This is a genomic window from Rheinheimera sp. (assembly GCF_965283995.1).
Lineage (GTDB): Bacteria > Pseudomonadota > Gammaproteobacteria > Enterobacterales > Alteromonadaceae > Pararheinheimera.
The window spans coordinates 4,482,524-4,505,777 of record NZ_CBDIQG010000001.1 but is presented as its reverse complement, the minus strand read 5'-3'; the positions used below and the strand labels follow the sequence as shown (position 1 = coordinate 4,505,777).

16 protein-coding genes are annotated in these 23,254 nt (G+C 54.9%); 13 read left to right on the top strand and 3 right to left on the bottom strand.

The window, feature by feature from the left end:
* Positions 1 to 990, bottom strand: coding sequence for a hypothetical protein (locus tag ACQ66Q_RS19760; protein WP_430458573.1), 990 nt, complete (start codon positions 988 to 990; stop codon positions 1 to 3).
* Between the two features lie 283 nt (positions 991 to 1,273).
* Here ACQ66Q_RS19760 and prmA point away from each other — a divergent pair, with 283 nt between their 5' ends.
* Positions 1,274 to 2,161 carry a 50S ribosomal protein L11 methyltransferase gene (gene prmA, locus ACQ66Q_RS19755; RefSeq protein WP_430458358.1) on the top strand — a complete coding sequence of 296 codons (888 nt, stop codon included), beginning with the start codon at positions 1,274 to 1,276 and terminating at the stop codon, positions 2,159 to 2,161.
* On the opposite strand, the gene ACQ66Q_RS19750 is transcribed toward prmA, so the two are convergent.
* Positions 2,132 to 2,872 (bottom strand): 4'-phosphopantetheinyl transferase family protein, encoded by a 741-nt coding sequence (locus ACQ66Q_RS19750; protein ID WP_430458357.1) that lies wholly within the window; start codon positions 2,870 to 2,872, stop codon positions 2,132 to 2,134. The genes prmA and ACQ66Q_RS19750 overlap by 30 nt on opposite strands.
* Before the next feature lie 329 nt (positions 2,873 to 3,201).
* Here ACQ66Q_RS19750 and ACQ66Q_RS19745 point away from each other — a divergent pair, with 329 nt between their 5' ends.
* The 6 genes from ACQ66Q_RS19745 to ACQ66Q_RS19720 all read left to right on the top strand — a co-directional run bounded on the left by ACQ66Q_RS19745 (position 3,202) and on the right by ACQ66Q_RS19720 (position 15,088).
* The gene (locus tag ACQ66Q_RS19745) at positions 3,202 to 9,408 is read left to right on the top strand and encodes a type I polyketide synthase (protein ID WP_430458356.1); all 6,207 of its coding nucleotides are present in this window, start codon (positions 3,202 to 3,204) and stop codon (positions 9,406 to 9,408) included.
* Between the two features lie 70 nt (positions 9,409 to 9,478).
* A complete protein-coding gene (locus tag ACQ66Q_RS19740) occupies positions 9,479 to 10,255 on the top strand; it encodes a thioesterase II family protein (protein WP_430458355.1) in 777 nt (258 codons plus the stop codon).
* On the top strand, positions 10,252 to 12,129 hold the full coding sequence (locus ACQ66Q_RS19735) for a GH3 auxin-responsive promoter family protein (protein ID WP_430458354.1): 1,878 nt from the start codon (positions 10,252 to 10,254) through the stop codon (positions 12,127 to 12,129). Before ACQ66Q_RS19740 ends, ACQ66Q_RS19735 begins: the two co-directional genes overlap by 4 nt.
* Positions 12,119 to 13,261, top strand: a complete 1,143-nt coding sequence (locus ACQ66Q_RS19730; RefSeq protein WP_430458353.1) for an alpha/beta hydrolase — start codon at positions 12,119 to 12,121, stop codon at positions 13,259 to 13,261. The genes ACQ66Q_RS19735 and ACQ66Q_RS19730 overlap by 11 nt, the downstream gene beginning before the upstream one ends.
* Entirely contained in the window at positions 13,258 to 14,487 is a 1,230-nt protein-coding gene (locus tag ACQ66Q_RS19725) for a mandelate racemase/muconate lactonizing enzyme family protein (protein ID WP_430458352.1), read from the top strand. Before ACQ66Q_RS19730 ends, ACQ66Q_RS19725 begins: the two co-directional genes overlap by 4 nt.
* A complete protein-coding gene (locus ACQ66Q_RS19720) occupies positions 14,480 to 15,088 on the top strand; it encodes a hypothetical protein (RefSeq protein WP_430458351.1) in 609 nt (202 codons plus the stop codon). The genes ACQ66Q_RS19725 and ACQ66Q_RS19720 overlap by 8 nt, the downstream gene beginning before the upstream one ends.
* Positions 15,089 to 15,133: 45 nt before the next feature.
* Here ACQ66Q_RS19720 and ACQ66Q_RS19715 read toward each other — a convergent pair whose 3' ends face one another.
* Positions 15,134 to 17,296: a TonB-dependent receptor plug domain-containing protein gene (locus ACQ66Q_RS19715; protein WP_430458350.1), complete on the bottom strand. Its 2,163-nt coding sequence runs from the start codon at positions 17,294 to 17,296 to the stop codon at positions 15,134 to 15,136.
* Between the two features lie 230 nt (positions 17,297 to 17,526).
* Here ACQ66Q_RS19715 and ACQ66Q_RS19710 point away from each other — a divergent pair, with 230 nt between their 5' ends.
* From ACQ66Q_RS19710 to ACQ66Q_RS19685, 6 genes are all read left to right on the top strand, one after another.
* Complete coding sequence (locus ACQ66Q_RS19710; protein ID WP_430458349.1) at positions 17,527 to 18,384, top strand: LytTR family DNA-binding domain-containing protein; 858 nt, start codon at positions 17,527 to 17,529, stop codon at positions 18,382 to 18,384.
* A 213-nt stretch (positions 18,385 to 18,597) separates the two neighbouring features.
* A complete protein-coding gene (locus ACQ66Q_RS19705; protein ID WP_430458348.1) occupies positions 18,598 to 19,254 on the top strand; it encodes a hypothetical protein in 657 nt (218 codons plus the stop codon).
* A gap of 536 nt (positions 19,255 to 19,790) precedes the next feature.
* Positions 19,791 to 20,762, top strand: a complete 972-nt coding sequence (gene dusB, locus ACQ66Q_RS19700) for a tRNA dihydrouridine synthase DusB (protein WP_430458347.1) — start codon at positions 19,791 to 19,793, stop codon at positions 20,760 to 20,762.
* Positions 20,763 to 20,780: 18 nt separating this feature from the next.
* The gene (gene fis, locus ACQ66Q_RS19695) at positions 20,781 to 21,071 is read left to right on the top strand and encodes a DNA-binding transcriptional regulator Fis (RefSeq protein ID WP_031568655.1); all 291 of its coding nucleotides are present in this window, start codon (positions 20,781 to 20,783) and stop codon (positions 21,069 to 21,071) included.
* A 172-nt stretch (positions 21,072 to 21,243) separates the two neighbouring features.
* Positions 21,244 to 22,830 (top strand): bifunctional phosphoribosylaminoimidazolecarboxamide formyltransferase/IMP cyclohydrolase, encoded by a 1,587-nt coding sequence (gene purH / locus ACQ66Q_RS19690; protein ID WP_430458346.1) that lies wholly within the window; start codon positions 21,244 to 21,246, stop codon positions 22,828 to 22,830.
* An 88-nt stretch (positions 22,831 to 22,918) separates the two neighbouring features.
* Entirely contained in the window at positions 22,919 to 23,248 is a 330-nt protein-coding gene (locus tag ACQ66Q_RS19685) for a DUF4144 family protein (protein ID WP_430458345.1), read from the top strand.
* The last annotated feature ends 6 nt before the right edge of the window (positions 23,249 to 23,254 follow it).

Genomic DNA, 23,254 nt, shown 5'->3' with positions numbered 1-23,254 from the left:
TCATGAAACCAGCATGCGATCCGACCAGGCCGAATGCGCAGGTCGGGACGAAGTCTGCAGTGGATAACGCTGATGCACGGTCTTGGTCGTTGCAGCGCCTGACAGCCAGTGCAGCACATCCTGCTGCCAGTTGATCGCAGCCAGGTCCGCAGACAAAGTCTCCAGCCGTTGCATTCGAAGCGGGTTTTCTTTGCCAACCCGACGCAACACCCATTTAAACCAAGGTTGCTGGCGTAGCCAAAATACCGGCAGACCGTAATCCTGAATCAATTCCTGCTGTGTCGCAGCTGTGCAGAATTGCGGCAAACTTTGTAATTGCAGCCCGTGCAGGTATTGTCTGCAATGCTGGCTGCGAGCCGGTTCAGCCAGATTGGCAAAGCCATAATCCGCTTTCAGATGTTTCAGGTGGCAGTACAACACACCGAGGTATCGTTTTGGCAGCAGCGCTTTTTGCTCGCCAAACTGCAGCGTTTCAAATTTTTCCGCCTGTACAAAAAAGATTTCCGGATGAATTGGGAAAAACATAATGTCGCCAGTCCCGACCAGCGGGCAATTTCGGTACACCTGTGGTGCTGCCAAATTCCCGGCCAGATTAAGACCAGAAAAACGGAATAATGCCATCTGCCCTGCGGCACTGGCGGCGCGAACCGTGGCGACGGCGCGGCTCATATTGGCAGCGATGGCCAGATGGTCGTCATCCAGTTTTACCGCTAATTGGTAGCGACACTGCGCGAGAGCATAATTGTAGTAATTCGCCATGCTGTGCAGGCAAAAGGTCGCAGTAGAGGCATGGGCAGTACTGAGGATAGGATGGACCTGAGGTTCATAATGAAATATGCGGATTTTGTCAGGAAATTCAGTAGCAAGCTGCGTCAGGATCTGCGCGGTCTGGTCGGTGCAATCGTTGTAACAAGCCACAATTTCATCAAAATAAACCAAATGGCTGCGAATGGTTGCTTCGAGAAATTCAGCGCCGTTTTTAATCCGCATCACAGCGCTTATTCCCGGTAACCGGGGGCTGGCCAGCTGCTGCGGCCTGAACAGAAAATCCTGCACGAGTCGGAACCTATCAAAAAATATCGGGCCTGTCGGAATGCGCGCAGTTTACGAAATTAATATGTCAGAATTGGTATTTATATGTAAACAGATGCCCGATGGGTGACACTTTTCTGCCAGCGCCCAATGTGGCAGGGCCGATCGGCCGCATGCCAAGGCCGATAAAAACTGCTAAAATCGCCGCTTTTATGCTTTGCCAACCTGTCAGGAACTGCTGATGCCCTGGATCCAACTTCGTGTTCACACTACAGAAAAACATGCTGAGACTGTCAGCGACATGCTGATGAGCTGGGGCGCCCAGGCCGTCAGTTTTGTCGATGCGCACGACACCCCTATCTATGAACCCATGCCGGGTGAAGTGATTTATTGGGCAAATACCGTGGTGGTAGGTCTGTTTGATGCGGAACATCCGATGGATAAAGTGATCCGCAAACTCGAACAGGTCAGTTTGTTTAAACATGGCGTGCAGTACAAGCTGGAGCAACTGGAAGACAAAGACTGGGAACGCGAATGGATGGACAACTTCCACCCGATCCGCTTTGGTCAACGGCTGTGGGTTTGCCCGAGCTGGCGCGAAATTCCGGACCCGACAGCTGTCAACGTGATGCTGGACCCAGGCCTCGCCTTTGGTACCGGCACGCACCCAACCACCGCTTTATGTATGGAATGGCTCGACAGCCAGGATTTAACCGACAGTCTCGTCGTCGATTTTGGCTGTGGTTCCGGCATTTTGGGTATTGCCGCATTGAAACTGGGCGGCAAACGCGTCGTCGGGATCGACATCGACCCGCAAGCCATTGAAGCCAGCACCGCCAACGCGGCACGCAACGGCGTCGCCGGGCAGATTGAACTGTATTTACCGAAAGACCAGCCAAAGTTGGAAGCCGATGTGGTGGTGGCCAATATTCTCGCCGGCCCGCTGGCTGAACTGAGTCAGATCATCAGCGCTTATGTCCGGCCGGGTGGTTTACTGGCATTATCCGGTATTCTGGAGAGTCAGGCGCAATCGGTGATTGATGCTTACAGCGATGAATTTGACTTTGCCCCGGTTGCCGTCAAAGAAGAATGGGTGCGCTTAAGTGCGCGCAAACATCAGATCGGTTGAACCGGTTGCGTCGTCAGACAACACCAGCGTATACAGCTGGTGCTGTCGCCAGAAATAACGCCCCCGAAATAACTGGCCCTGTCGCCAGCGTTCACTCCAGGGTTGTGCCAGCCGTAGCTCAAACTGCTGCTCGGTGATCCCGACTAATTCAGCCGCAGTAAAATCCATCAAGCGCCGGCATTGCGGATATAAAGCTTTGTACAGACTTTCTTTGGCTGAAAACCCCAGCGTCAGCAAGGCGTTGTCTGTTAAACCGGCCGCGCGCCCCACCGCCCGTTCAGCGGCAGAAAGTAGTTCAGAGCCTAGCAGCTGCTGTTGCTCCAGCCTCAGAGCACTCTCGACATCAACACCAAGCACAGACTGATCAGCCCGCGTGACAGGCTGCAGCGCAGCAAATAACTGGCCAGCACTGTGCGACAAACTGCCAATCTGACCTGGTGGCCAGCGTGGACAACGATCGGCCGAGGCCAACAGTGGGAACACCGTCAGCCCGCAGTGTTGCTGTAAATAACGCACCAGCAAGCGGCCAGCGAGATATTCGGCCTGACGCGATGACACCGATGCCTGAATTTCAGCCGGAAACACAATATTGCATTGCCTGAAAGCATCACTGTTGTAATACGCCGCCCTAAAGTTCGCGATGGCAAAAGTTGCCGCTCCTTCGCGCCAAACCAGCTCCGGTTGCCAGAATGCCGTTTCCCTCCATGCCATGATCAGTCCTCTGCAGCGTCGGCCCCGTTATTTTGCAATATATTTTTTACATTCAGCAAGCACAACAACAACCTCACCACAGATCTGCCGGGCTGAGGCTATGCCCACTCATGCGCCAATGGGCAGTTACAAGACAGTTTCGTCACTTTGTTAATATTTTTAAAACCATAAGTTTATTTTTATCTGATATCAGCAGACCGCTCGCCCGGCCATGAAATCCCCTTTGTTATTCTCGCTGCCGCATAAACCACATCTCTGCCGTCATCACATGGCGGCAGAGAAACAACATTGAGGCGGCCAGCGGCCATCTGTCTATAAAGGAGAGCAGGGTGAATACCGAAACACGGAAAAATGAAATAGCGATTATTGGCATGGGTTGCCGCTTCCCTGGTGGTGCTGATGATCCGGCCGCTTTCTGGCAAATGCTGACCCAAGGCGTTGACGGCATTGTCGACGTGCCGCCCGAGCGCTGGGATATCCGTAAATACTACGATGCCGATCCACACAAAGCCGGCAAAACTTATGCGCGCCAGGGCGGCTTCATCCGCCAGCGGCTGGATCACTTTGACCCACAGCCTTTTTTGATGTCCCCCAAAGAAGCCGAAGTAATAGATCCGATGCAGCGACTGTTACTCGAAGTCACCTGGGAAACCCTGGAAGATGCCGGCATGCCGCAGGAGCTGGTGAAACAAAAAACGACAGGCGTGTTTATCGGCGCTTTTGCTATCGACAATAAAGCGATCCAGCTTGATGGTGACAACTTATACGAAACCGACTCTCATACCGCTTTTGGTGTGACTATGGCACTGTTGTCCAATCGAATTTCATATGCCTTTGATTTAACAGGACCAAGTTTTACCGTCGATACAGCCTGCTCAGCGTCAATGACAGCATTGCATCTGGCGGTGCAAAGCCTGCGCAATGGCGATTGCGAAATGGCGCTGGTCGGTGGCGCCAATGCCATGATGACGCCGCATTATCCGGTGGTGATGAGCAAAGGCCAGTTTTTGTCGGCTCACAGTCGCTGTAAGGCTTTTGATGCTGATGCCGGTGGCTATGTCCGGGCCGAAGGCGCCGGCATGGTGCTGTTAAAGCCGCTGTCGGATGCAGTCCGTGATGGCGATCACATTCACGCAGTGATTGTCGAAACCGGCATCAATCAGGATGGCCAGACCAAAGGTATCTCGCTGCCAAATCCGGATGCCCAGTTCCGGTTGCTGCAGCAGGTGTATCAGCGTGCCGGTGTAGCCGCAGAACAGCTGAGTTATATCGAAGCGCACGGTACCGGCACCCGGGCCGGTGATCCACTGGAAATTGCTGCACTGGGCCGTGCTCTGGCTGGTCGCTCATTGCAACAACCTTGTCTGGTCGGTTCGGTCAAAACCAATATCGGCCATACCGAAGCCGCATCCGCCATGGCGGGTCTGATTAAAGCGACATTGGTAGCGCGGGAAAAACAGGTACCAGCCAACCTGCACTTTCACACGCCAAACCCGGAGATCCCCTTCGCGCAGTTACCGCTGAAGGTTGTCACGGCATTGACGCCGCTGGATGCGGATAAAACCCATTTTATCGGGGTTAATTCATTTGGTTATGGTGGCAGTAATGGCCACGTCATTGTGCGCAGCGCCCAACAGCACGAATTACCATCGCCAGGACCGGCGCGGCAAAACGAATCGCGGCAAATGCTGGTGCCCTTCAGTGCCCGCTCGGAACGGGCGCTGCAGGAAGTTCTCCAGCGCTTTTTGCACCAATTGCAACAACAACCGGATATTGCGCTGGCGGATTGGGTTTATAGCCTGAGTGCAAGGCGGACCGCACTGACTCATCGCCTTTGCCTGCAGGCCGACAGCCCGGCCGAGCTGTTGCAGCAGATACAGCAGCAGCTCAGCCAGTCATCGCAGGTCCGGCAATGCCACCAGAAACTGCAGCGCCTGGCGATGGTCTGCACCGGCATGGGACCACAATGGTGGGGCATGGGTCAGGAACTGTACCGTACTGAACCGGTCTTTCGGGCAGCACTGGAGCGGGTTGATGAGGTCTTTTATGCAATAGCCGGCTGGTCTGTGCTCAGTGAAATGCAAAAAGATGAAGAAAGCTCCCGCATGCACGAAACACAAGTAGCGCAGCCGGCGAACTTCGCGCTGCAGGTGGCCTTGTTTGAGCTTTGGGCCCATTTTGCTGTGAAACCGGTGGTGCTGATTGGCCATAGTGTCGGTGAAGTGGCTTCCGCTTATCTGTCGGGTGCGCTAAGCCTGCAGGATGCCTGTAAAGTCAGTTACCACCGCAGTCGCTTACAGCAGCAATGCGCCAACCTTGACGGTGGCATGCTGGCCGTAGGTTTGACGGCAGCGGCTTGCCAAGCCTGGTTGCAACAATTCCCGACCATTGAAATCGCCGCGTTAAACGGTCCGGAAGCATTGACACTGGCCGGCCCACGCCCGGCGCTGCTGGCTCTGGCACAACAGCTTGAACAACAGCAGATTTTCTGCCGGATATTACAGGTTGAAATCGCTTATCACAGCAGTCAGATGCAACAGATCGAAAACGAGTTGCTGGAAGTCCTGTCAGATCTGCAGCCACGCGCCTGCAGCATTCCGCTGGTGTCGACCGTCACAGGTCAACAAATCTCCGGCGAAGAACTCGGTGCCGATTACTGGTGGCGCAATGTGCGCCAGACCGTGTTATTTGCCAGTAGTTTTCAAAGTGTATTGACGCTCACACCGGATGCGGTGCTTGAACTGGGGCCACACCCGGTACTGAAACAAAACATTCGTGAACTGCTGAGCCAACAAGGACTGGACCTGCCGCAGCTGGCCAGCTTACAGCGTAAAACACCGGAGCAGAGTTTTTTCCTCGGCGCACTGGCCAGTTGGTTTCACCAGGGCGGTGCGTTGCACTGGCCGGCCTTTTATGGCCCTTCGGCGCATTATGTGCCGCTGCCGTTGTACCCGTGGCAACGGGAACATTTATGGCGTGAATCCGGCCGCTCGGTGGAACGTCGTATCGGCCGTTCCGGCGCAGTGTATCTGAACGAACAATTACCTGGCTCCGGTACCGCCTGGGGCGGCGAGATCAACCGGCATTTTATGCCATACCTGCCTGACCATCAGGTCAATGCCAGTGTGGTCTTTCCGGGGGCGGCCATTATTGACGCGCTGTTCTGTGCGGCGGCGGAACTTAGTGGTGCAGCCAGCCTGACGCTGGAGCAGCTACAGATTGAAAAAATGTTGCAAGTGCCGGCCCAGGCAGTGATGAAAACCGAAATCCGTTATCACGAAGCGCAGCGTCTGCTGGAATTATCCAGCCGGGATCAGGCTGACAAACTGAGCCGGTGGCAACGCAATGCCAGCGCCCGACTTTGCCAGTATCCGGTACCAGTGCCTACGCTGGATGGTCAGCATTTACTGCACTTGTCCGCAGATCCAGCGCAAATACAGCAATTTTATCAGACTGCCGCCGGCATTGGGCTAGAGTATGGTCCGGCATTTCAGACGCTGACAGCACTACAGGTTCAGCCGGACAGCGTCAGCGCCCGTCTGGTGCTGGGTGAGGCTGCTGCACAGGAGGCGGGCCAGTATCTGTTGCACCCGACCCTGCTCGATGGCGCCTTTCAGTCATTGCTGGCGCTGGTTGGCAACGGACCGGCTTATGTCCCCCACAGCTGCGGCCGTCTGACGCTGCTGCAATTGCCTGGTGCAATCTGCTTCAGCCACTGCCGGCTGCTGGAGAAAACCGCACGCAGTCTGCATTGTGAACTGGCACTTTACAACGATGCCGGCGTACTGTGCCTGTTACTGGAAGATCTGGAATGCCGCGCTATTGAACTGGCTGGTGAGCAGCAGCCAGTGCAGAATCCGGTCAATTATCAGTTGCAATGGCTGCAACAGCCGGAAATACAGGCACTGCAGGCGCTGCCACGCCGGGTACTGATCATCGACGACGGCAGTGAGCTGGCATTTGCCACTAATGCAGCGCTGCAGCAACGGGGCGTCCTGGTGCGCAGTTATCGCGTTGGCAGCCTGCCGCCACAAGGACTTGAGCAACCGGACGTGCTGCTGGATTTCAGTACCTGTGGCTGGTCACAGCAACCTTGGCAGGAACCAGCACTGCTGCTGAGCCACCTGTCCGATTCCATTCAGTTCAGTCGTGCCGTCTTGCAGCGGTTAGATGATGGCAAGCAGCCATGGCGTTACCTGCGTCTGAGTATCGACGCTTATCAGGTCCTGCCGGATGAGTCCGCAGAAGCCTGGTCAGCCGCCGCACTGGCCGGCCTCAGCGCCGCCATCATCAATGAATATCCGGCGGTCTTTTGCCAGAATCTGGATTTAAGCAGGAACACCCAAACCGCGTTACAGCAGCTGTTGAAGGAGCTGCAGATCGCCGATCAGGCCAGCGATGTCGCCTGGCGCGAACATAGCCGTTACCGGCGTGAACTCTGTGCCGAAGCGGCGGAAAGCAGCACCTGGCAGCAAATTGCTGCAGATACCGACAGTGCAGTTGAGCTGCGTCAGTTTACGGTGGCCACTGCGCAGGACAAGGCACAACCCGATAGTTTCACCGGCTGGTCTGCCAGCTCGGCGACGGACACTGTTGACGCTCCCTATCAGCTGACACTGCACAGCGCGGCTTTATCTGATGCGCTGCGTCAGGCTCAGCCGGCGGATTTACTCGCAGTCGCGCAAATCAGCCAGGCGCCAGCCGCTGCAGCATTTAAGCACGGGGAGCTGGTGCTGCTGCGTCAGCGCCAGCAACGGCTGCAAAGCCAGCGCACCGCCACTGATGAGGAGATGTTAGCGCTGCCGGCCGGCTTTTTGCCAGCGCAAGTAGGTCTGATTGAGCCTTGTGTACAGGCCCTGTACTGCCTGACCGGGTTGTCTGCACCCATGGCAGGCCAGCGTTTGTTATTGGCCGATCTGCCTGCCGATCTGGAACATGCATTGCGGCATATTGCCGCCACCATGCAGCTGCAGGTCACAGTGCTGCATGACCGCACCGACACATCCGCCGACACTGCCGCCGTCCGGCTGTTTGTACAACAACAGTTTGGCTGCTACGACCTGAGCTTTTTCCGGCCATTGCTGCAACAGCCGCCATTTGACCTGATGATTTCGGCAGCCAGCAGCGAAATCCGCGACAAATTGCTGTGCCTGCCCGGCAGTCAGCGACAATTGATTGACCTCAGCCAGCAGCCACTGGACAGCGCCCGCTTCAGCCAGGACGACTTGCTCTGCCAGCCAGATCTGTCTGGCCTGCTGCATAGCCCTGAGCACACCAGGTTTATCAGCGCTGCGCTGCAATTTATCGTGGAGCACAGCAACGCTCTACGCGCAACACAATGTTGTCCGGCTGCATTACTGGCCCAAACTGACAAGCTCAGTGATAGCTTCGACAGCGTGTTGCTGTATCAGCAGCCCCTGCTGTTATTAGCGCCTTTTGCTACACCGTGGCTGCCGCCTCAAAGCTCAGTGTTGATCACCGGTGGTACTGCCGGGTTTGGTCTGACACTGGCCAGACAGCTGGCCGATTGGGGGGCCGCCCGTCTGGTGTTGGCGAGCCGCAGCGGTCAGGTTGATGCAAAAGCATTACAGCTGCTGCAAAACCGCGGAGTACAGGTCGAGACTGTCGCACTTGATGTAACTGATGCCGGCGCTGTCAACAACGCAGTGGCTTTAGCCAATGATCCGGCGATGCCGCTGCGGATAGTGGTGCATTGCGCCGGCGTGCTGGCAGATGGTTATCTGCGTGATCTCAGTGCAGACGCCTGCCGCACTGTGCTGGCCCCGAAAATTCTCGGCGCCCTGCATTTACATCAGGCGCTGGCAGCACTGCCACCACAGCAGCTGCAGCGCTTTATTTGCTGCTCATCAGTATCGGCGCTGGTCGGTAACCCGGGTCAGGCGAACTATGTGGTCGCCAACAACTGGCTGGATGAATTTTGTCACTGGCGCCGCCGGCAAGGTTTACCGGCCTTATCGGTGAACTGGGGGGCTCTGGCCGGTGCCGGCATGGTGGCCCGCGATGCCCAGGTCCGCACTATTCTGGCCGGACAAGGCGTCCACGCCATCAGCGACCATTATGCGTTTGACCAATTGCGGCATGCGCTGAGCAGCAACGCAACCCAGATCGGCATTATGGATATCGAATGGCCGTTGTGGTTCAACGCCAATCAGGCAGCCCGGCGTTCCGGCCGCTTCCGCCAGATAGTGCAGCAGTTTGGCCAACAACATAGCGCTGGCCGCCTGTTTCGCCAGCAATTACTGACCATGCCCCAAGCGGAACGCAAAAACGCTTTATTACAGGCGTTACAACAACAAGTTGCGGCCCTGCTGCGTTACCAGCCGGAGCAGGTTGATGTGCGCATCAGCCTGACCCAGCTTGGCGTCGACTCTCTGACCACCAACCAGCTCAGTAAACAGCTGCTGACCCAGCTGGGGCTGGCCATTTCCAGTATGAGCCTGCTGGCAGGTCCGTCGCTGGAACAACTGGCACAGCAGCAGCTGGCCGGGCTTAGCGAAGACGCCGCCCTGGTTTGACATATTGCCCGCACAGGCTGGCCGCTCTACGGCCAGCCTGCCAGATCTCAAAAACAGAAGGAGTTATGATATGTCTTTACTGCTCACGCCAAGCCCCATCCTGAAAGCGCTGCGCTGCAATGATCCGGCAGCGCCAGCCGTGGTGGTCTTTCATTATGCCGGCGGCAACAGCCGGATCTTCACCCCTTGGCTACAGGCATTGCCTGCCTCATTCAATCTGCTGGCCGTGCAGTTACCAGGCCGGGATGAACGCAGGCACGAACCTTTGCCGCAGGATCTGCGTCAGCTCGCCCGCGAATGCGCCGGCGCACTAAAGCTCTGTCCGGGCGAATTACTGCTGTTTGGCCACAGCATGGGCGCGCTGCTCGCTTTTGAAACGGCGCTGCAACTTCAGGCGCTTGGCAAACCAGTGCGGCATCTGCTGCTGTCGGCACGGCCGGCGCCGCAACTGCCGGTTCGGTCCCGCCGTTCGCACCTGACCAATGACATGCTCACTGATGAGCTGCGCCGGCTTGGCGGCACGCCGCAGGAACTGTTGCAAAATCCACAATTGCTAGCGCTGGTGCTGCCGGTACTCAGAGCAGATTACGCCATGCTGGAGAATTATCATTATCAGTCCCATCCGGCCGCGCGACAGCTGAGCGCAACTTTATTAGCAGGCCGGCAGGACCGGCTGGTCAGTCCATTTGAGATCACGGCCTGGCGTCAGGTGCTGGCAAACGACACGCCGCTGCGCCAGTTCGACGGTGATCACTTTTACCTGCACCAACAGGTCAGCGCCTTGTGCCAACTTTGCGCAGAACTGCTGCAGCCGGTGATGGCAAATGCCCGGGAGGAACTGGCATGACTGAATGGCAACAAGACCCGCGGGTGAAAGCACCGGGCAAAATAGCCTTGACGCTGCACAAGCTGGGGGGACTCACAATGGCGCTGCTGATCCGGCTCAGTATTCAGCTGCGTTATTGGCGGGCTTACCGCCATGCCGACTCTGCGCTCGAGCGTGGCAACTTGCGGTTACAACGCGATTTTCGGCTGAATTTTGCGCTCAGCGGAGACACAGCTATGCGCCGCTTTAAATTCCGCTGCCGGTATAGTCGCTACTATCAGCTGCAGTTACTGCGCCAAATCCTGCAGCAACAAGCTCAGACGGTGTTTGGCCGCGAACATGGTTTTGCCGATATTGAGAGCCTCAGACAATACCGAGAGCAAGTGCAGTTGCAGGATTATGAAACGCTCAGACCTTATATTCAGCGCCACCTGCAAGGCGAAGCCGACGTGCTGTTGCAAGGCAAACCCTGTTATTACGCCACCACCAGCGGCTCAACCGGCGAACCGAAATTTATTCCAGTGACCCGGGCCCAGCAGCAATCTGCCCATCAGGATGCGGCCCGGTTATGGGGCTACAGCCTGCAGCAGAATCATCCACGGGCTTTTGCCGGCAAATCGCTGGTGATTGTGTCACCGGCAGTGGAAGGCCATGCACCGGACGGCACGCCTTTTGGTTCGATTTCCGGCCAGTATATTCAGGATCTGGATGAGGCCATCAAACACAAATATCTGCTGCCTTATGCGGTGTACTGCATCAAAGACTACGATGCTCGTTATTACACCATATTGCGGCTGGGGATGGCTGCGGCCGATGTCAGCCTGGTATCGTCAACCAATCCATCGACATTGAGCCTGCTGGCCGAAAAAGGCGTTTTGTGGCAAGACATGCTGCTGGACGATTTGGCTCATGGCGGCATTAACAGCCAGTTTGCGCTGGAACCGGAGATCCGTGCCGTATTGTTACCGCTATGTCAGGCCAATCCGCAACGGGCAGCAGCACTGCGCGCTCTGCAGAAACAGGACCCGGAGCAGCGGCTACGGCCTTACCACTACTGGCCACAGCTGGCGGTGATCGCCTGCTGGACAGGTGGGAACTCCGCATTTTTCCTGCAAAAAATGCAGCAGTGGTACGGCCAGGTCCATATCAAAGATCTGGGGTTTCTCGCCTCAGAGATCCGCGGCTCTATACCGCTGGCACTGGACCAGAGCGCTGGCCTTTTGACCATTGAGGACAATTTCTTTGAATTTGCCCGGGTCAACGATGTGCAACAAGGCGATTTAAACCCTGAGCAACGGCAATATCTGCTGGCCGACGAACTGTGTACCGGCGAGCGCTATTACCTGTATTTCAGCAATATCGCCGGCCTGTACCGCTATGACCTGAACGACATTATCGAAGTCAAAGGCTTTCACGGCACGACACCGCTGATTGATTTTGTCCAGAAAGGTAAAGGGGTTACCAATATTACCGGGGAAAAAATCTACGAGCAGCAAGTGCTGGCAGCGATCACCGTTGCACAGCAACAAACGTCGCTGCACTGTGTATTTTTTCAGTGTCTTGCCTCTGCCCCTCAAGGCGGTTACCAGCTGTTTGCCGAGTTCAGTCAGCCACCAGCCCTCCAGCAACTACAGCACTTTGCCGGCGCCTTTGAACAAGCGCTGCAACAGCAAAACATTGAGTATCGCAGCAAACGTTTGTCACAACGCCTCAGCGCGGTGCAGGTCCATGCACTGGCCAGTGGCACATTGGAGCAATTTAAACGCCGCCGGGTCGCCGCTGGTGTCCGCGAAGCCCAATTTAAGACTGTCCCGCTGACGGCTGACGCCAGCCTCAGCACTGAATTTGTCATTATCAGCAGCACTGCTGCTAAGGAAAATCAATATGTTGCATGAATTTTACGCTGTGCTGCACCGCAGCCTTCTCTGGAGTTTGTTGTTGGTCTCGCTGTTGGGCTCGACGCTCAGCCAAGCCACCGGAAGCGCTTTTTTTCAGCTGAATCACTCGGGTCGCCAAGGGGTATTGCATTACAGTGACCCATTGCTCAGCCAGGCCGGCCAACCTGTGAATTACCAGCTGCGCTACACCTACTGGCTGCCCGGGCGCAGCAATGGCAAGGTTATTGTTTACAATCACGGCCTGCAGAGTCATCGCGGCTGGTTTTATGGCAGCGCGGAGTATCTGGCGATCCTCGGTTATACCGTGTATGCCTTTGACCGCGTGGGAGCTGGTCAGTCTTCGGCCGGTATCTCGCTGCAGCCGGACGATGGTAAAGACAGTGACAAAGCCGCCGGTTTGATCCGCCAGCAGGGCCATGTCGATCGCTGGCAGGTCTGGACCGACAGTCTGGCTCAGATGGTCCGGCTGGTGCGCAAACGCCATCCATCGCTTGAACTGAACCTGTGGGCAAACAGCTTTGCCGCGCATATTCTGACCGGATATATCAACAGTTATCCGCCTCAGGGCGTGCGCCGGCTGGTGTTTACCACTCCCGGGCTGTTTTCCCGCCTGCCGTTACCTTTTACTATTCCTGAGCTGATAGCTGCGGCCCCCGGCCAGTATTTTGCCTCAACCATTCCGGAACAACAGGGCGACAAAGGCGCCACACTCTTTACTTCAGATCCGTTTTATCAGTGGGCGATCAGCACTGATGGATATTCGCAGCGCCGTTTCAGCCGTGAGTTTTATCTGGCCGTCGGCAGTCTGACCCAATTTAACCTGTTACGTACCAGCTTCTCTACAGATCCACTGGCCCGTTACCCGCGCTTCTATTTGTATGTGCCGGCCGACCCGATGATGGACAATCAGCGGCTGCGCAGTTATCTGACGCTGGCACCAAACAACACAGTGGCTAAGGCTTACAGTGGCGGCGACGATCACCGTCATTTGCTGGCTTTCACTGCAGATATGCAGCAGAGTATTCTGGATATTGATGATTTCCTGCATGACCGGCCGGTGCAGGGACAAGAGGTATTGCAGGCGCCGGCACAGCAGCCATTACTAGTGTTACCGGAGCATTGGTTATGATATCTGATCTGCCATTTCAGCCGGAACTGCAGATCAGTGCGATCCGGTTGTATCAGACCGAAATCCCGTTTCAGCTGAGCTTTAATCACGCCACTCAGCAAAGAGCAGCAGTGACCGGCATCGTACTTCAATTCACATCGGCCTGCGGCCGGCATGGCTTTGGCGAAGTGCTGCCACGAGCTTATGTCAGCGGTGAGACTGATGCTTCTGTTGTGGCGGCGCTGCGCGACGAGGTGCTGCCGGCGCTCGCCGGCCAGTGCTTTGCCAGCGTTGGCGCTATCCTGCACTACCTTGACCACTTTTATCAGCAACACCCTGCTTTAGCGCCCACCGCCAGCTGTGTCAGGACTGCGGTTGATCTGGCGCTGCTGGATTTGGCCGGTCAGTGTCTGCAACAACCACTGATGGCACTACTCTCAGGCCGGCTGCCTGAAATCGGCATCGCTGCTATACAAAAAGAGGCTCTGCAGTACAGCGGTACTTACGGCCTGGGCGATGCCGCGCTGATCAACCGCTATCAGCGGGCATACCAGGCGCTGGACCTGCAGGCGTTTAAGCTGAAGGTCGGCATTGATCTTGATGCGGAGCTGGCGCTGCTGTACAACTTACAGCAAGCCCATCCGCAGGCAAGCTGGCGGGTTGATGCCAACGGCGCCTGGTCACTGACTAAGGCTCGTCAGGCGATCCCGCAGTTCCTGGCGCTGGGGGTTCAGTGTATTGAACAACCACTGGCTGCCAGTGACCGGGCTGGTTATCTGGCGCTTTTTGCTGATTTTGGCGAAGCTGTGCCCCTGATGCTCGATGAGTCCTTTTGTCGATGGTCAGATCTGACATATCTGCTGGACGCCGGGTTTAAACCGGCGCTGAATTTACGGGTTTCCAAGTGCGGCGGGATATTGTCAACTCTGGCGTTGGCCACACAGGCGCGACAACATGGCCTGATGTATCAATTGGGTGCTCAGGTAGGGGAAAGCGTGATCCTGACGCGGGCCGGCCAGTTGGTCGCAACACTGCTGGGGGACTGTCGCTATCACGAAGGAGCTTTTGGTGATTATCTGCTGTGTCATGACTTGCAGCAGCCATCCCTACGCTTTGGCGCGAAAGGACTGCTCCCCACTGCGGAGCTGCAAACCGCTCCCGGGCTGGCCCTGCAGATAGACCAGGCGCTGCTCAATGACTGCTGCCGCTACTGCGACAGCTGGTATGCCGGAGGACGATGTGGCTGACCTGATCACTACGGCACAGAAAAAAACCGTTGCGGTCCGTCACAGACATACTGCAACAGGCCGGCGTTGCAGCGGCCTGTGGCAGTATACGCAATTTGTGCCGCTGACTTTTTTTGTGCTGTACGCCAGCTGGCAGGGCCAGGACAGCTTTGCGCGCTGGCTGCAGGCCTTTGAATACAGCGCAGGGCTGGCGCTGCTGCAACTGTGGTTGTGCCGGCACCTGCGACCTGTTAACAAACTGATGCTGGCAGCCAATCTGTATTTGTTACTGGGGGCTGCCGCCAGTGTGTTGCAGCTGTCAGTGCTGCAGTGGCTGCTGGATCTATGGCGGGCGCAGGCGTTGTTTGTCGGTATTGTGCTGGTCAATCTGTTGTGTTTGTGTGGTCACCCTGCCGGCTGTCTGTCGGCATATCCACAACATCGCAGCAGTGACAAAAGGGCTTCATTGTTGTTATTTCTGGCCAGTCTGTTGGCCATGTTACCGGCCATGCTGACCCAATGGTCCCTGTTGTACAGTGCATTTTTACCCTTGCTGCTCTTGTCGTTGCTGGAAAAATGGCTGAGCCGGCAGATAACTCAGCCCAAGCGCCACCCGGCATAACATCCTGCCGCCAGCCGGGATTGACCTGGCTGGCGGCAGTTTTACTCAGAAGCGGATACTGATGCCCAGTCCGGGGAACGGAAAATCCGGGAACTCATAATCTTCTTCATAACTGGTGTAATCAGCATTCCACTCTTGTTCCTGCACTGTTTTGTTGCCATACAGATTCAGCACTTCAAAGTACATGGTCACCGGATACTGGCCCCAACGCGTGTGGTAATCGACCCGAGCATCCAGCCGATGCAGGGCATCGCGCCGGGCACCATTAAAGGTTCCCTCGGTCGGGTCATAAAAAATCGGCGCTTTACTTAAATCCGGCTGACCGTTGATCTGCGGATAGACAGGCCGGGCACCAAAAATTTCGGTGTAGCGCCGGCCACTCTGGAATCGCCATTTAAACCCCAGCTCCCAGTGCTCATCCCATTCGTAATTCACCACTGCATTGACGATCAGCGGAATGTCCCACTCATAGTTAAAATCCTGCCCGATCAGGTCGTTCCGCCGCTCAGTTTTGGCATAGCTGACACTGAACCAGCCATACCAACCATCGGCCAGATCCCGGTTTAACAAGAACTCAGCACCACTGGCAGTACCGCTGCCACCGTTTAAAAACGCCGGAGCCTGCAGCTGACCGGGCTGGGACAATCCGCTGGACTGACGGGCCGGATTGCTGACAAACAACTTATCCAGTTTTTTGTGGTATAAATCCAGTTGCCAGCGCCATAAATCACTCAGCCGGTGCTCCAACCCCAGTCCCAGCTGGTCGGCGGTTTCCAGTTCCAGGTCCGGATTGCCAAATACCGAAGACAGCATTTCGACCCGGCGAAACCACTGGTGATGCTGACCGGCTGTCAGGTCCAGCTGCCAGTCCGGTGCCAGTTGCCAGGTCAGTGCCAGCCGAGGTTCAGCAAAAGATTCACGAGTAAAATCATTATGATCCAAAGCCACACCGGCTTTCAGCTGCCACGCTGCCGCCAGTGGCCGCTGGTAATTCAGATGACCGCTGACAAAACGCACGTCAGTACTGGCGACATCTGACAGGATCGGGGCGTAATAACCCGGCGGGCATACATTTAATTCCGGATTACAGGGCTGCGCCCGCCCTTTAGCCTGCCAGTCGATATTCTGCTGACGCAGTTCCAGTCCCCAATGCAGTTCAGCATCACCAAGCGGGCTGACAGTGGCCGATTTGAGCAGCCATTCGCGGATATCATTTTGCAGGTTCCAGGCAATGCCTTCTTCGATATTTTCGCTACGATCAAGCAGGTTAAACGCCATTTTACTGTCACCGACAACGCTTTGATTGTCCCACAGCACACCAAATTGGCTGTAGCTACTGCGATAGCCCTCGCCTGTGGCCAGATCCGGATTTTTTGCTACATCGCGGCTGCCCTCGTCAAAGCGGCGCCTGACTTTGTCACGCGCACCGGTGGCAATCAGCCGCAGCTGGTTCTGTGCGTTGATATCCCAGACCAGCTTACTTTGAAAATCGTTGTTACGCGGTGGCGTGGAAAAATCGAATTCTTCGTCTTCGATAAACTGATCAATATATAAGTGGATAAAACTCTGACGCAGCGAAAAGTAAAACGCCGCCTGCGGGCTGATCTGACCTTCGTACATCAGTGAAGAGCGAATCGCACCGGCATCCAGAAACCAGCCGGACTGCTCAAATGACGGATCCCGCAGCTCAGTCACAATGACGCCGCCGGTGGCATCTTTGTACTGCGGACTCCAACTGCTGCTGTACAGGCTGAAACTTTGGATTAATAACGGGTTAAAGGTACTCAGACCATCATTGTGAAACACATAACCGACCGGCAGAAAATCAGTCTGATATTCATTATCCACCGGTGAACTGCCGCGAATAGCCGGCTTTGCGACAGGTCCGCCGGTACCAGGCGTTGCCAGCGTGACTCCGGGTAAAGCTTCCAGCGCCCGCAACGGATCGTTACCGGCGCCGGCAACGTTCAGAATTTTTTCGCTGCTGAGCGTCAGGCCGTCCGGCCGCCGCCCTAATACCTGGATCACTTCGAGCGGCTCTTGCGCAGGGATTGCAGTTGCAACGCTAGCGGGGGCGGTCTGATCTGCAGCCTGGTTTGCCGGCAGTGTAACGGCTGCGGTCTCGCCTGGCTCAGCACAAACGGGAAGCTGGCAGAGAAAACCAGCCAGTAAGGCACAAACAGGGACCGGTTTGTGATGAAACGTCATAGTACCTCCATGGATCACTGATAGTCAGATCAGATACACTGGGAAAAACATCTGATTAACCTGAAATCAACCTGTGTTATTCAAATCGGCAACTCAGGTTGCGCGCCTTAGGATACTGAGGACAAAAAGTCAGTTCGGTGACAGATGCACCAGTGGGCATAGTTTTGCACCAATGGGCATTAATGGCGCCGCGAGATACATCATTGGAGCAGTGGGAGCATAGGGATAAAATGTTGGTCACAGATTTATCAAATCACGAACTGAACCCCAAACATTATTTCTATTCGGTGGGATTTGTGCTGGCCCTGTTATTTGCCTTGCTGGATCGCAATGCAGAACAACTGGAATTTCCGCTGCTGCTGGGTATCTGGTTGCTGCAGGGCCTGTTGCCGGTGACTTTACTGATCCTGTGTCAGCAGCATTTGCAACATATGCCGGCACTGCAACAACGTGCGGCCTGGCTGAAACTGCTACTGTGTGGCCTCAGTGCCAGTCTGTTGTTTGCCGGTCCTGCATTGTTACTGGATGTAGCACTGGGTTTAGATCCGCGATATCAGGGCTGGCAAAACTGGGCCGGCGCCTGGTGGCGTGAAGTGCTGGCAGTGGCTCCGCTGATAACGGTGGCATGGATAGCGGCGAATGCGCCCTGGTTATTTGGTTTTCGGCTCATCCGGCCACGACAAAGCCCGGATGTCCCCCATATTCAGCCACTTGCGGCAAGCGGACAAGCGGTCACGCCAACCAGTTCATTGCCACTGACAGCTGATTTCAGCAGTCTGCAACGTCAGTTGCCACCAGAACGACGGGGTGAGCTGCTTTATCTGAAGTCAGAACTGCACTATTTACTCGTCGTGACATCGCAGGGGCGCAGTTTAATCCTCTGCAATCTGAAGGACGCTATCGCAGAATTACCTCAAAACAGTGGTTTTTCCCCACACCGCTCTTATTGGGTTAGCATCATTGCAGTGCAGAAATTCAGCCGGCAGGGACGACAAGGCCAGCTGCTATTGCAGGATGGTAGTAAAGTCCCGGTCAGCCGGACACAACTACCTATGGTGACTGCCTTGTTGCAAACACGACTGCCATAAGCATCGGCCGAATAGTCAGCGCCACAACCTGACTGGTGCAATGTTTTGTAGTGACGTTGAACCGTTTATCCGTCACAGCAACACTTTATCTGCTGACACTACCGACAATCTCATCACAGAGCGCCAGCATGCACAGACCATTACAGTACTGCTTCCTGATGCGGATTCTGACAAGGTGTCTGTATGTCTGTGACGTTTTGCCAACTCTGAATAATGCTACCCTGCGCCAGCATTTTTCTCAGTCTGCACTATGTTGTCGTACAAGCGGAACCCTGGCAGTTTGAGGCCGGCGCCGGTGTGATCGGCCAGCAGCAAATCTGGAAAAAAATGCCAGCGGTCAAAAACACAGTACCGTATTTTACTGCCAGCCATGGCCGATGGCGGCGCGGCATAGGTCAAGGTGATCTAGTCAACTATAGTTTTTATCAGCATAGCAATGTCAGGATCCAAGGCGGAGTTGGGATCCGTGACAACATCGACTACCGCGTGTCCGTACAAAGTTTGCTCCGGCTGGACAAAAACGGCAGCAACCATCTGATTTATGACGTGAAAAATGACGATGACCAAACCGTCGTAGCCTGGCAGGATCAGAGTGCTTATCGCATCAGTGCCTTTAAAAAACAAAGCAGTGACCAAAGCGGCGTGTACCAGGTTCGGTTTTTTGCCACCGCCAGTGGTATTGAAGTCAAAGCCGGCGGCAGCACGCAATTGCTGGAAAAGGGCCAGCCAAGCAACTGGTTCAGCCTGCAAAACTGTAAAGGTGAATTCAGCATCAATGGCAAAGCGCTGGATCTGTGCCAGGCCAGCGCCGGCCAGTCGTATCTGGCGGTGATCGATGCTGGCAAAGTGCTGAGCCTGAGTCGCGGCTGATGGATGCCGCTATTGATCGATACTTTTGAGTTATTTGTCGAATCAGCTTCGATTGACCTGTCGAAATTGAACGAAATGTTATACTATAACACTTGTGAGTTGTCGGCAGGCACATACAACTCTGAAAGCCAAAAACCATGTTCCTGGGATTTTCGCCTGTGGCACCTGAATATTCAGGTGCTTTTTTTTATGTCCATGGATGGACGGTACACGGAAAACGCAGGAGCAGTTTTCCGGGATGGACATGCCGTTTGACAGAGCGTGAACACCATCTGTTCGAAGACTCGCGAAGCAAATTCACCCCTTATTGCTTCTGGCTTGTGGTGACATTTTGCACAGCAACACAATTATCTGCGGGAAATCTTCACGCCAGCCCGCATTCCTAAATCCGATAAGTCCAGTTTTCAGCCGTTTAGCGATTGTCAACCCGCCAACTGCGGATAAATTTATATTTTTGTTTAAATATTAGCCTTTGCATTGTTGGCAAAAATCCGTAAACTTAGCGCCCCTTGAGGGTAGACCCCAGAGATAGAGCGGTGCGCATCGGTCCTTATCAACTTGACAACAATGTGATTTGTGCCCCGATGGCTGGTGTAACAGATTTCACTTTTCGTGAGCTGTGCCGCCGGTTTGGTGCCGGTTTAGCTGTATCAGAAATGATGTCCAGCAATCCTTTGGTCTGGCAAAGCGAAAAGTCATTGAAACGGATGACGCATGCAGATGAATCGGGTTTACGCTCGGTGCAAATTGCAGGTGCCGATCCGGAACAAATGGCGGATGCTGCCCGATTTAACGTCGAACATGGCGCCCAGATTATTGATATCAATATGGGTTGTCCGGCGAAGAAAGTGAATAAGAAGCTGGCGGGTTCGGCACTTTTACAGTACCCGGATTTAGTAAAGCAGATTATTCAGGCGGTTGTCGGTGCAGTGGATGTACCGGTGACGCTGAAAATCCGTACAGGCTGGGACCCGGAACACAAAAACGGGGTTCAGATCGCACGGATCGCCGAGGATAACGGCATTCAGGCACTGGCGGTACATGGCCGTACCAAAGCCTGTATGTATAAAGGTGAAGCCGAATACGACACGATCCGCGCAATTAAGCAGGCTGTGGCTATTCCGGTGGTCGCCAATGGTGATATCGACAACGTACAAAAAGCCCGGTTTGTGCTCGATTATACCGGTGCCGACGCCATTATGATTGGCCGTGCGGCGCAGGGCCGGCCCTGGATTTTCCGGGAAGTGGTGCACTATCTGACCACAGGACAAGAACTCCCTCCGCCTGCATTGCAGGAAGTGAAGGAGATTTTGCTGGAACATGTCCGCGGTCTGCACCAGCTTTATGGTGATGTGTTAGGTCCAAGAGTCGCCCGTAAACATGTCGGGTGGTATTTGGCCGAACAAGACAGCGCGGGACTGTTCCGCAGTGAATTTAATGGTATTGAGGATGCCAGCCGGCAACTCGATACTTTAAATCTGTATTTCGAACAACTAGCAGCAACCTAACGTAAAAGAGACTAGGCAATGTTTAATCAAAACGTGACTTCGCCATTTATCACCAACGCCCATGTACAGACTCAGGAAAAACCGCAGCCTTTAAGTAACGCGGTACAAAAAGCGGTGGCGAATTACCTGCAACAGCTGAACGGTCAGGACGTCAACGACCTGTACGAGCTGGTCCTGTCAGAGCTGGAACGCCCTCTGCTGGAAGAAGTGATGAAATATACCCGCGGCAACCAGACCCGGGCCGCCAACCTGATGGGCATCAACCGCGGTACGCTGCGTAAGAAGCTGAAACAATACGGCATGAGTTAATGCCCCCGCGGGAGGAGTCCCGCCAGAAAGCACCTTCGGGTGCTTTTTTGTTTCTCAAAGCCTGGTTCTTGCTGTGACCAGCTTTGACAGGACAAGCCAGGTTTCCCCGACTATTCTTCTGCAACCCTTGGCTGTCCATTCCTAAATTTTTAATTAACAGAAGAGACTGACGATGAGCTCAAACTTACCAATCCGTCGCGCGCTGCTGAGCGTGTCTGATAAAACTGGTATCCTGGAATTCGCCACTGCACTGCATGCACAGGGCGTTGAACTGCTGTCGACCGGTGGTACCGCGAAATTACTGGCCGATGCCGGTATTCCGGTCACTGAAGTATCTGATTACACCGGTCACCCGGAAATTATGGATGGCCGGGTCAAAACCCTGCATCCGAAAGTTCACGGCGGCATCTTAGGCCGTCGTGGCACTGACGAAGGCGTGATGACAACACACAGCATCAAGCCTATCGATTTAGTTGTGGTGAACCTGTATCCATTCGCGCAAACCGTGGCCAAAGCCGGTTGCACGCTGGAAGACGCGGTCGAGAACATCGATATCGGTGGCCCAACGATGGTACGCGCTGCCGCGAAGAACCATAAAGATGTGACTATTGTGGTCAATGCCGGCGACTACCATAAAGTACTGGCAGAAATGGCTGCCAACAATGGCGCCACCACGCATGCGACCCGTTTCAGTCTGGCGATCAGTGCCTATGAGCACACCGCGCAGTATGACGGCATGATTGCCAACTACTTCGGCACTATGCTGAGCGCCTACAACACCCCGGAAGCAGCGCCAAGCAAGTTCCCGCGCACCTTCAATAGCCAGTTCACCAAGAAACAAGATCTGCGTTATGGCGAAAACAGCCATCAGGCCGCCGCTTTTTATGTAGAAAACAGCATTCAGGAAGCATCGGTAGCAAGCGCGACCCAGCTGCAGGGCAAAGAGCTGTCGTACAACAATATCGCCGACACGGATGCTGCGCTCGAATGCGTAAAAGAATTCGCTGAACCGGCCTGTGTCATCGTCAAACACGCCAATCCTTGTGGTGTGGCGATCGGCGACGATATTCTGGCTGCGTACAATCGCGCTTACCAGACTGACCCGACGTCAGCCTTTGGCGGCATCATCGCCTTTAACCGCGAACTGGATGCCACCACAGCCGAAGCCATTGTCAGCCGTCAGTTTGTTGAAGTCATTATCGCACCAACCGCCACTGCCGAAGCAGCCGCAGTCGTCGCGAAAAAGCCAAACGTCCGCCTGCTGGTGTGTGGCCAGTGGTCAGAGAAAACCACTGGTTTTGACATCAAACGCGTCAACGGCGGTGTGTTGGTGCAAGACCGAGACCAGAAAATGGTCGGTCTGGATGATCTGAAAGTTGTGACTAAACGTCAACCAACTGCTGAAGAACTGCGTGACCTGCTGTTCTGCTGGAAAGTGGCCAAATACGTCAAATCAAATGCCATTGTTTATGCAAAAGATTCGATGACCATTGGCGTTGGCGCCGGCCAGATGAGCCGTGTCTACAGTGCAAAAATTGCCGGTATCAAAGCGGCCGACGAAAACCTGGAAGTCAAAGGCTCAGTGATGGCATCTGATGCCTTCTTCCCGTTCCGCGACGGCATCGACGCAGCAGCCGCCGCCGGGATCAAAGCGGTGATCCAGCCAGGTGGCTCGATGCGCGATGCTGAAGTGATTGCTGCGGCTGACGAGCACGGCATGACGATGGTCTTCACCGGCGTGCGTCATTTCCGTCACTAAGCGTTTTGACCAAGTTTGTATCTTGAGCAACAAAAACGGCAGCTTTGGCTGCCGTTTTTTATCCACAGAACATCAGGCAACCAGACAGATGACCAATATTCAATTCCCCGCTTTATTTTGTTACTCAGGTGCGGATGAGATGCTGCGCCTCGACAACCGGGCTGCGCTGCAAAGTCTATTGGCAGAAACACATGCGATGCTGCCGGACGCTGATTATATTATCGACAGCAGCGGGACCGAGTGGCTGTTCAATCACGAAGGCATGCCATACCCAACCACCCGGCGCTGGTCGTTGCCACAGCTGATTATCAGGGTTCAACAACACTTCTTCGCTCAGGCACAAAGTTGCGTCAGCAAAATTCAGGCGGCCGATTTACCGTCCTTGATTCTAATGGTTGATAATGATGAAGAACTCTGACAAACC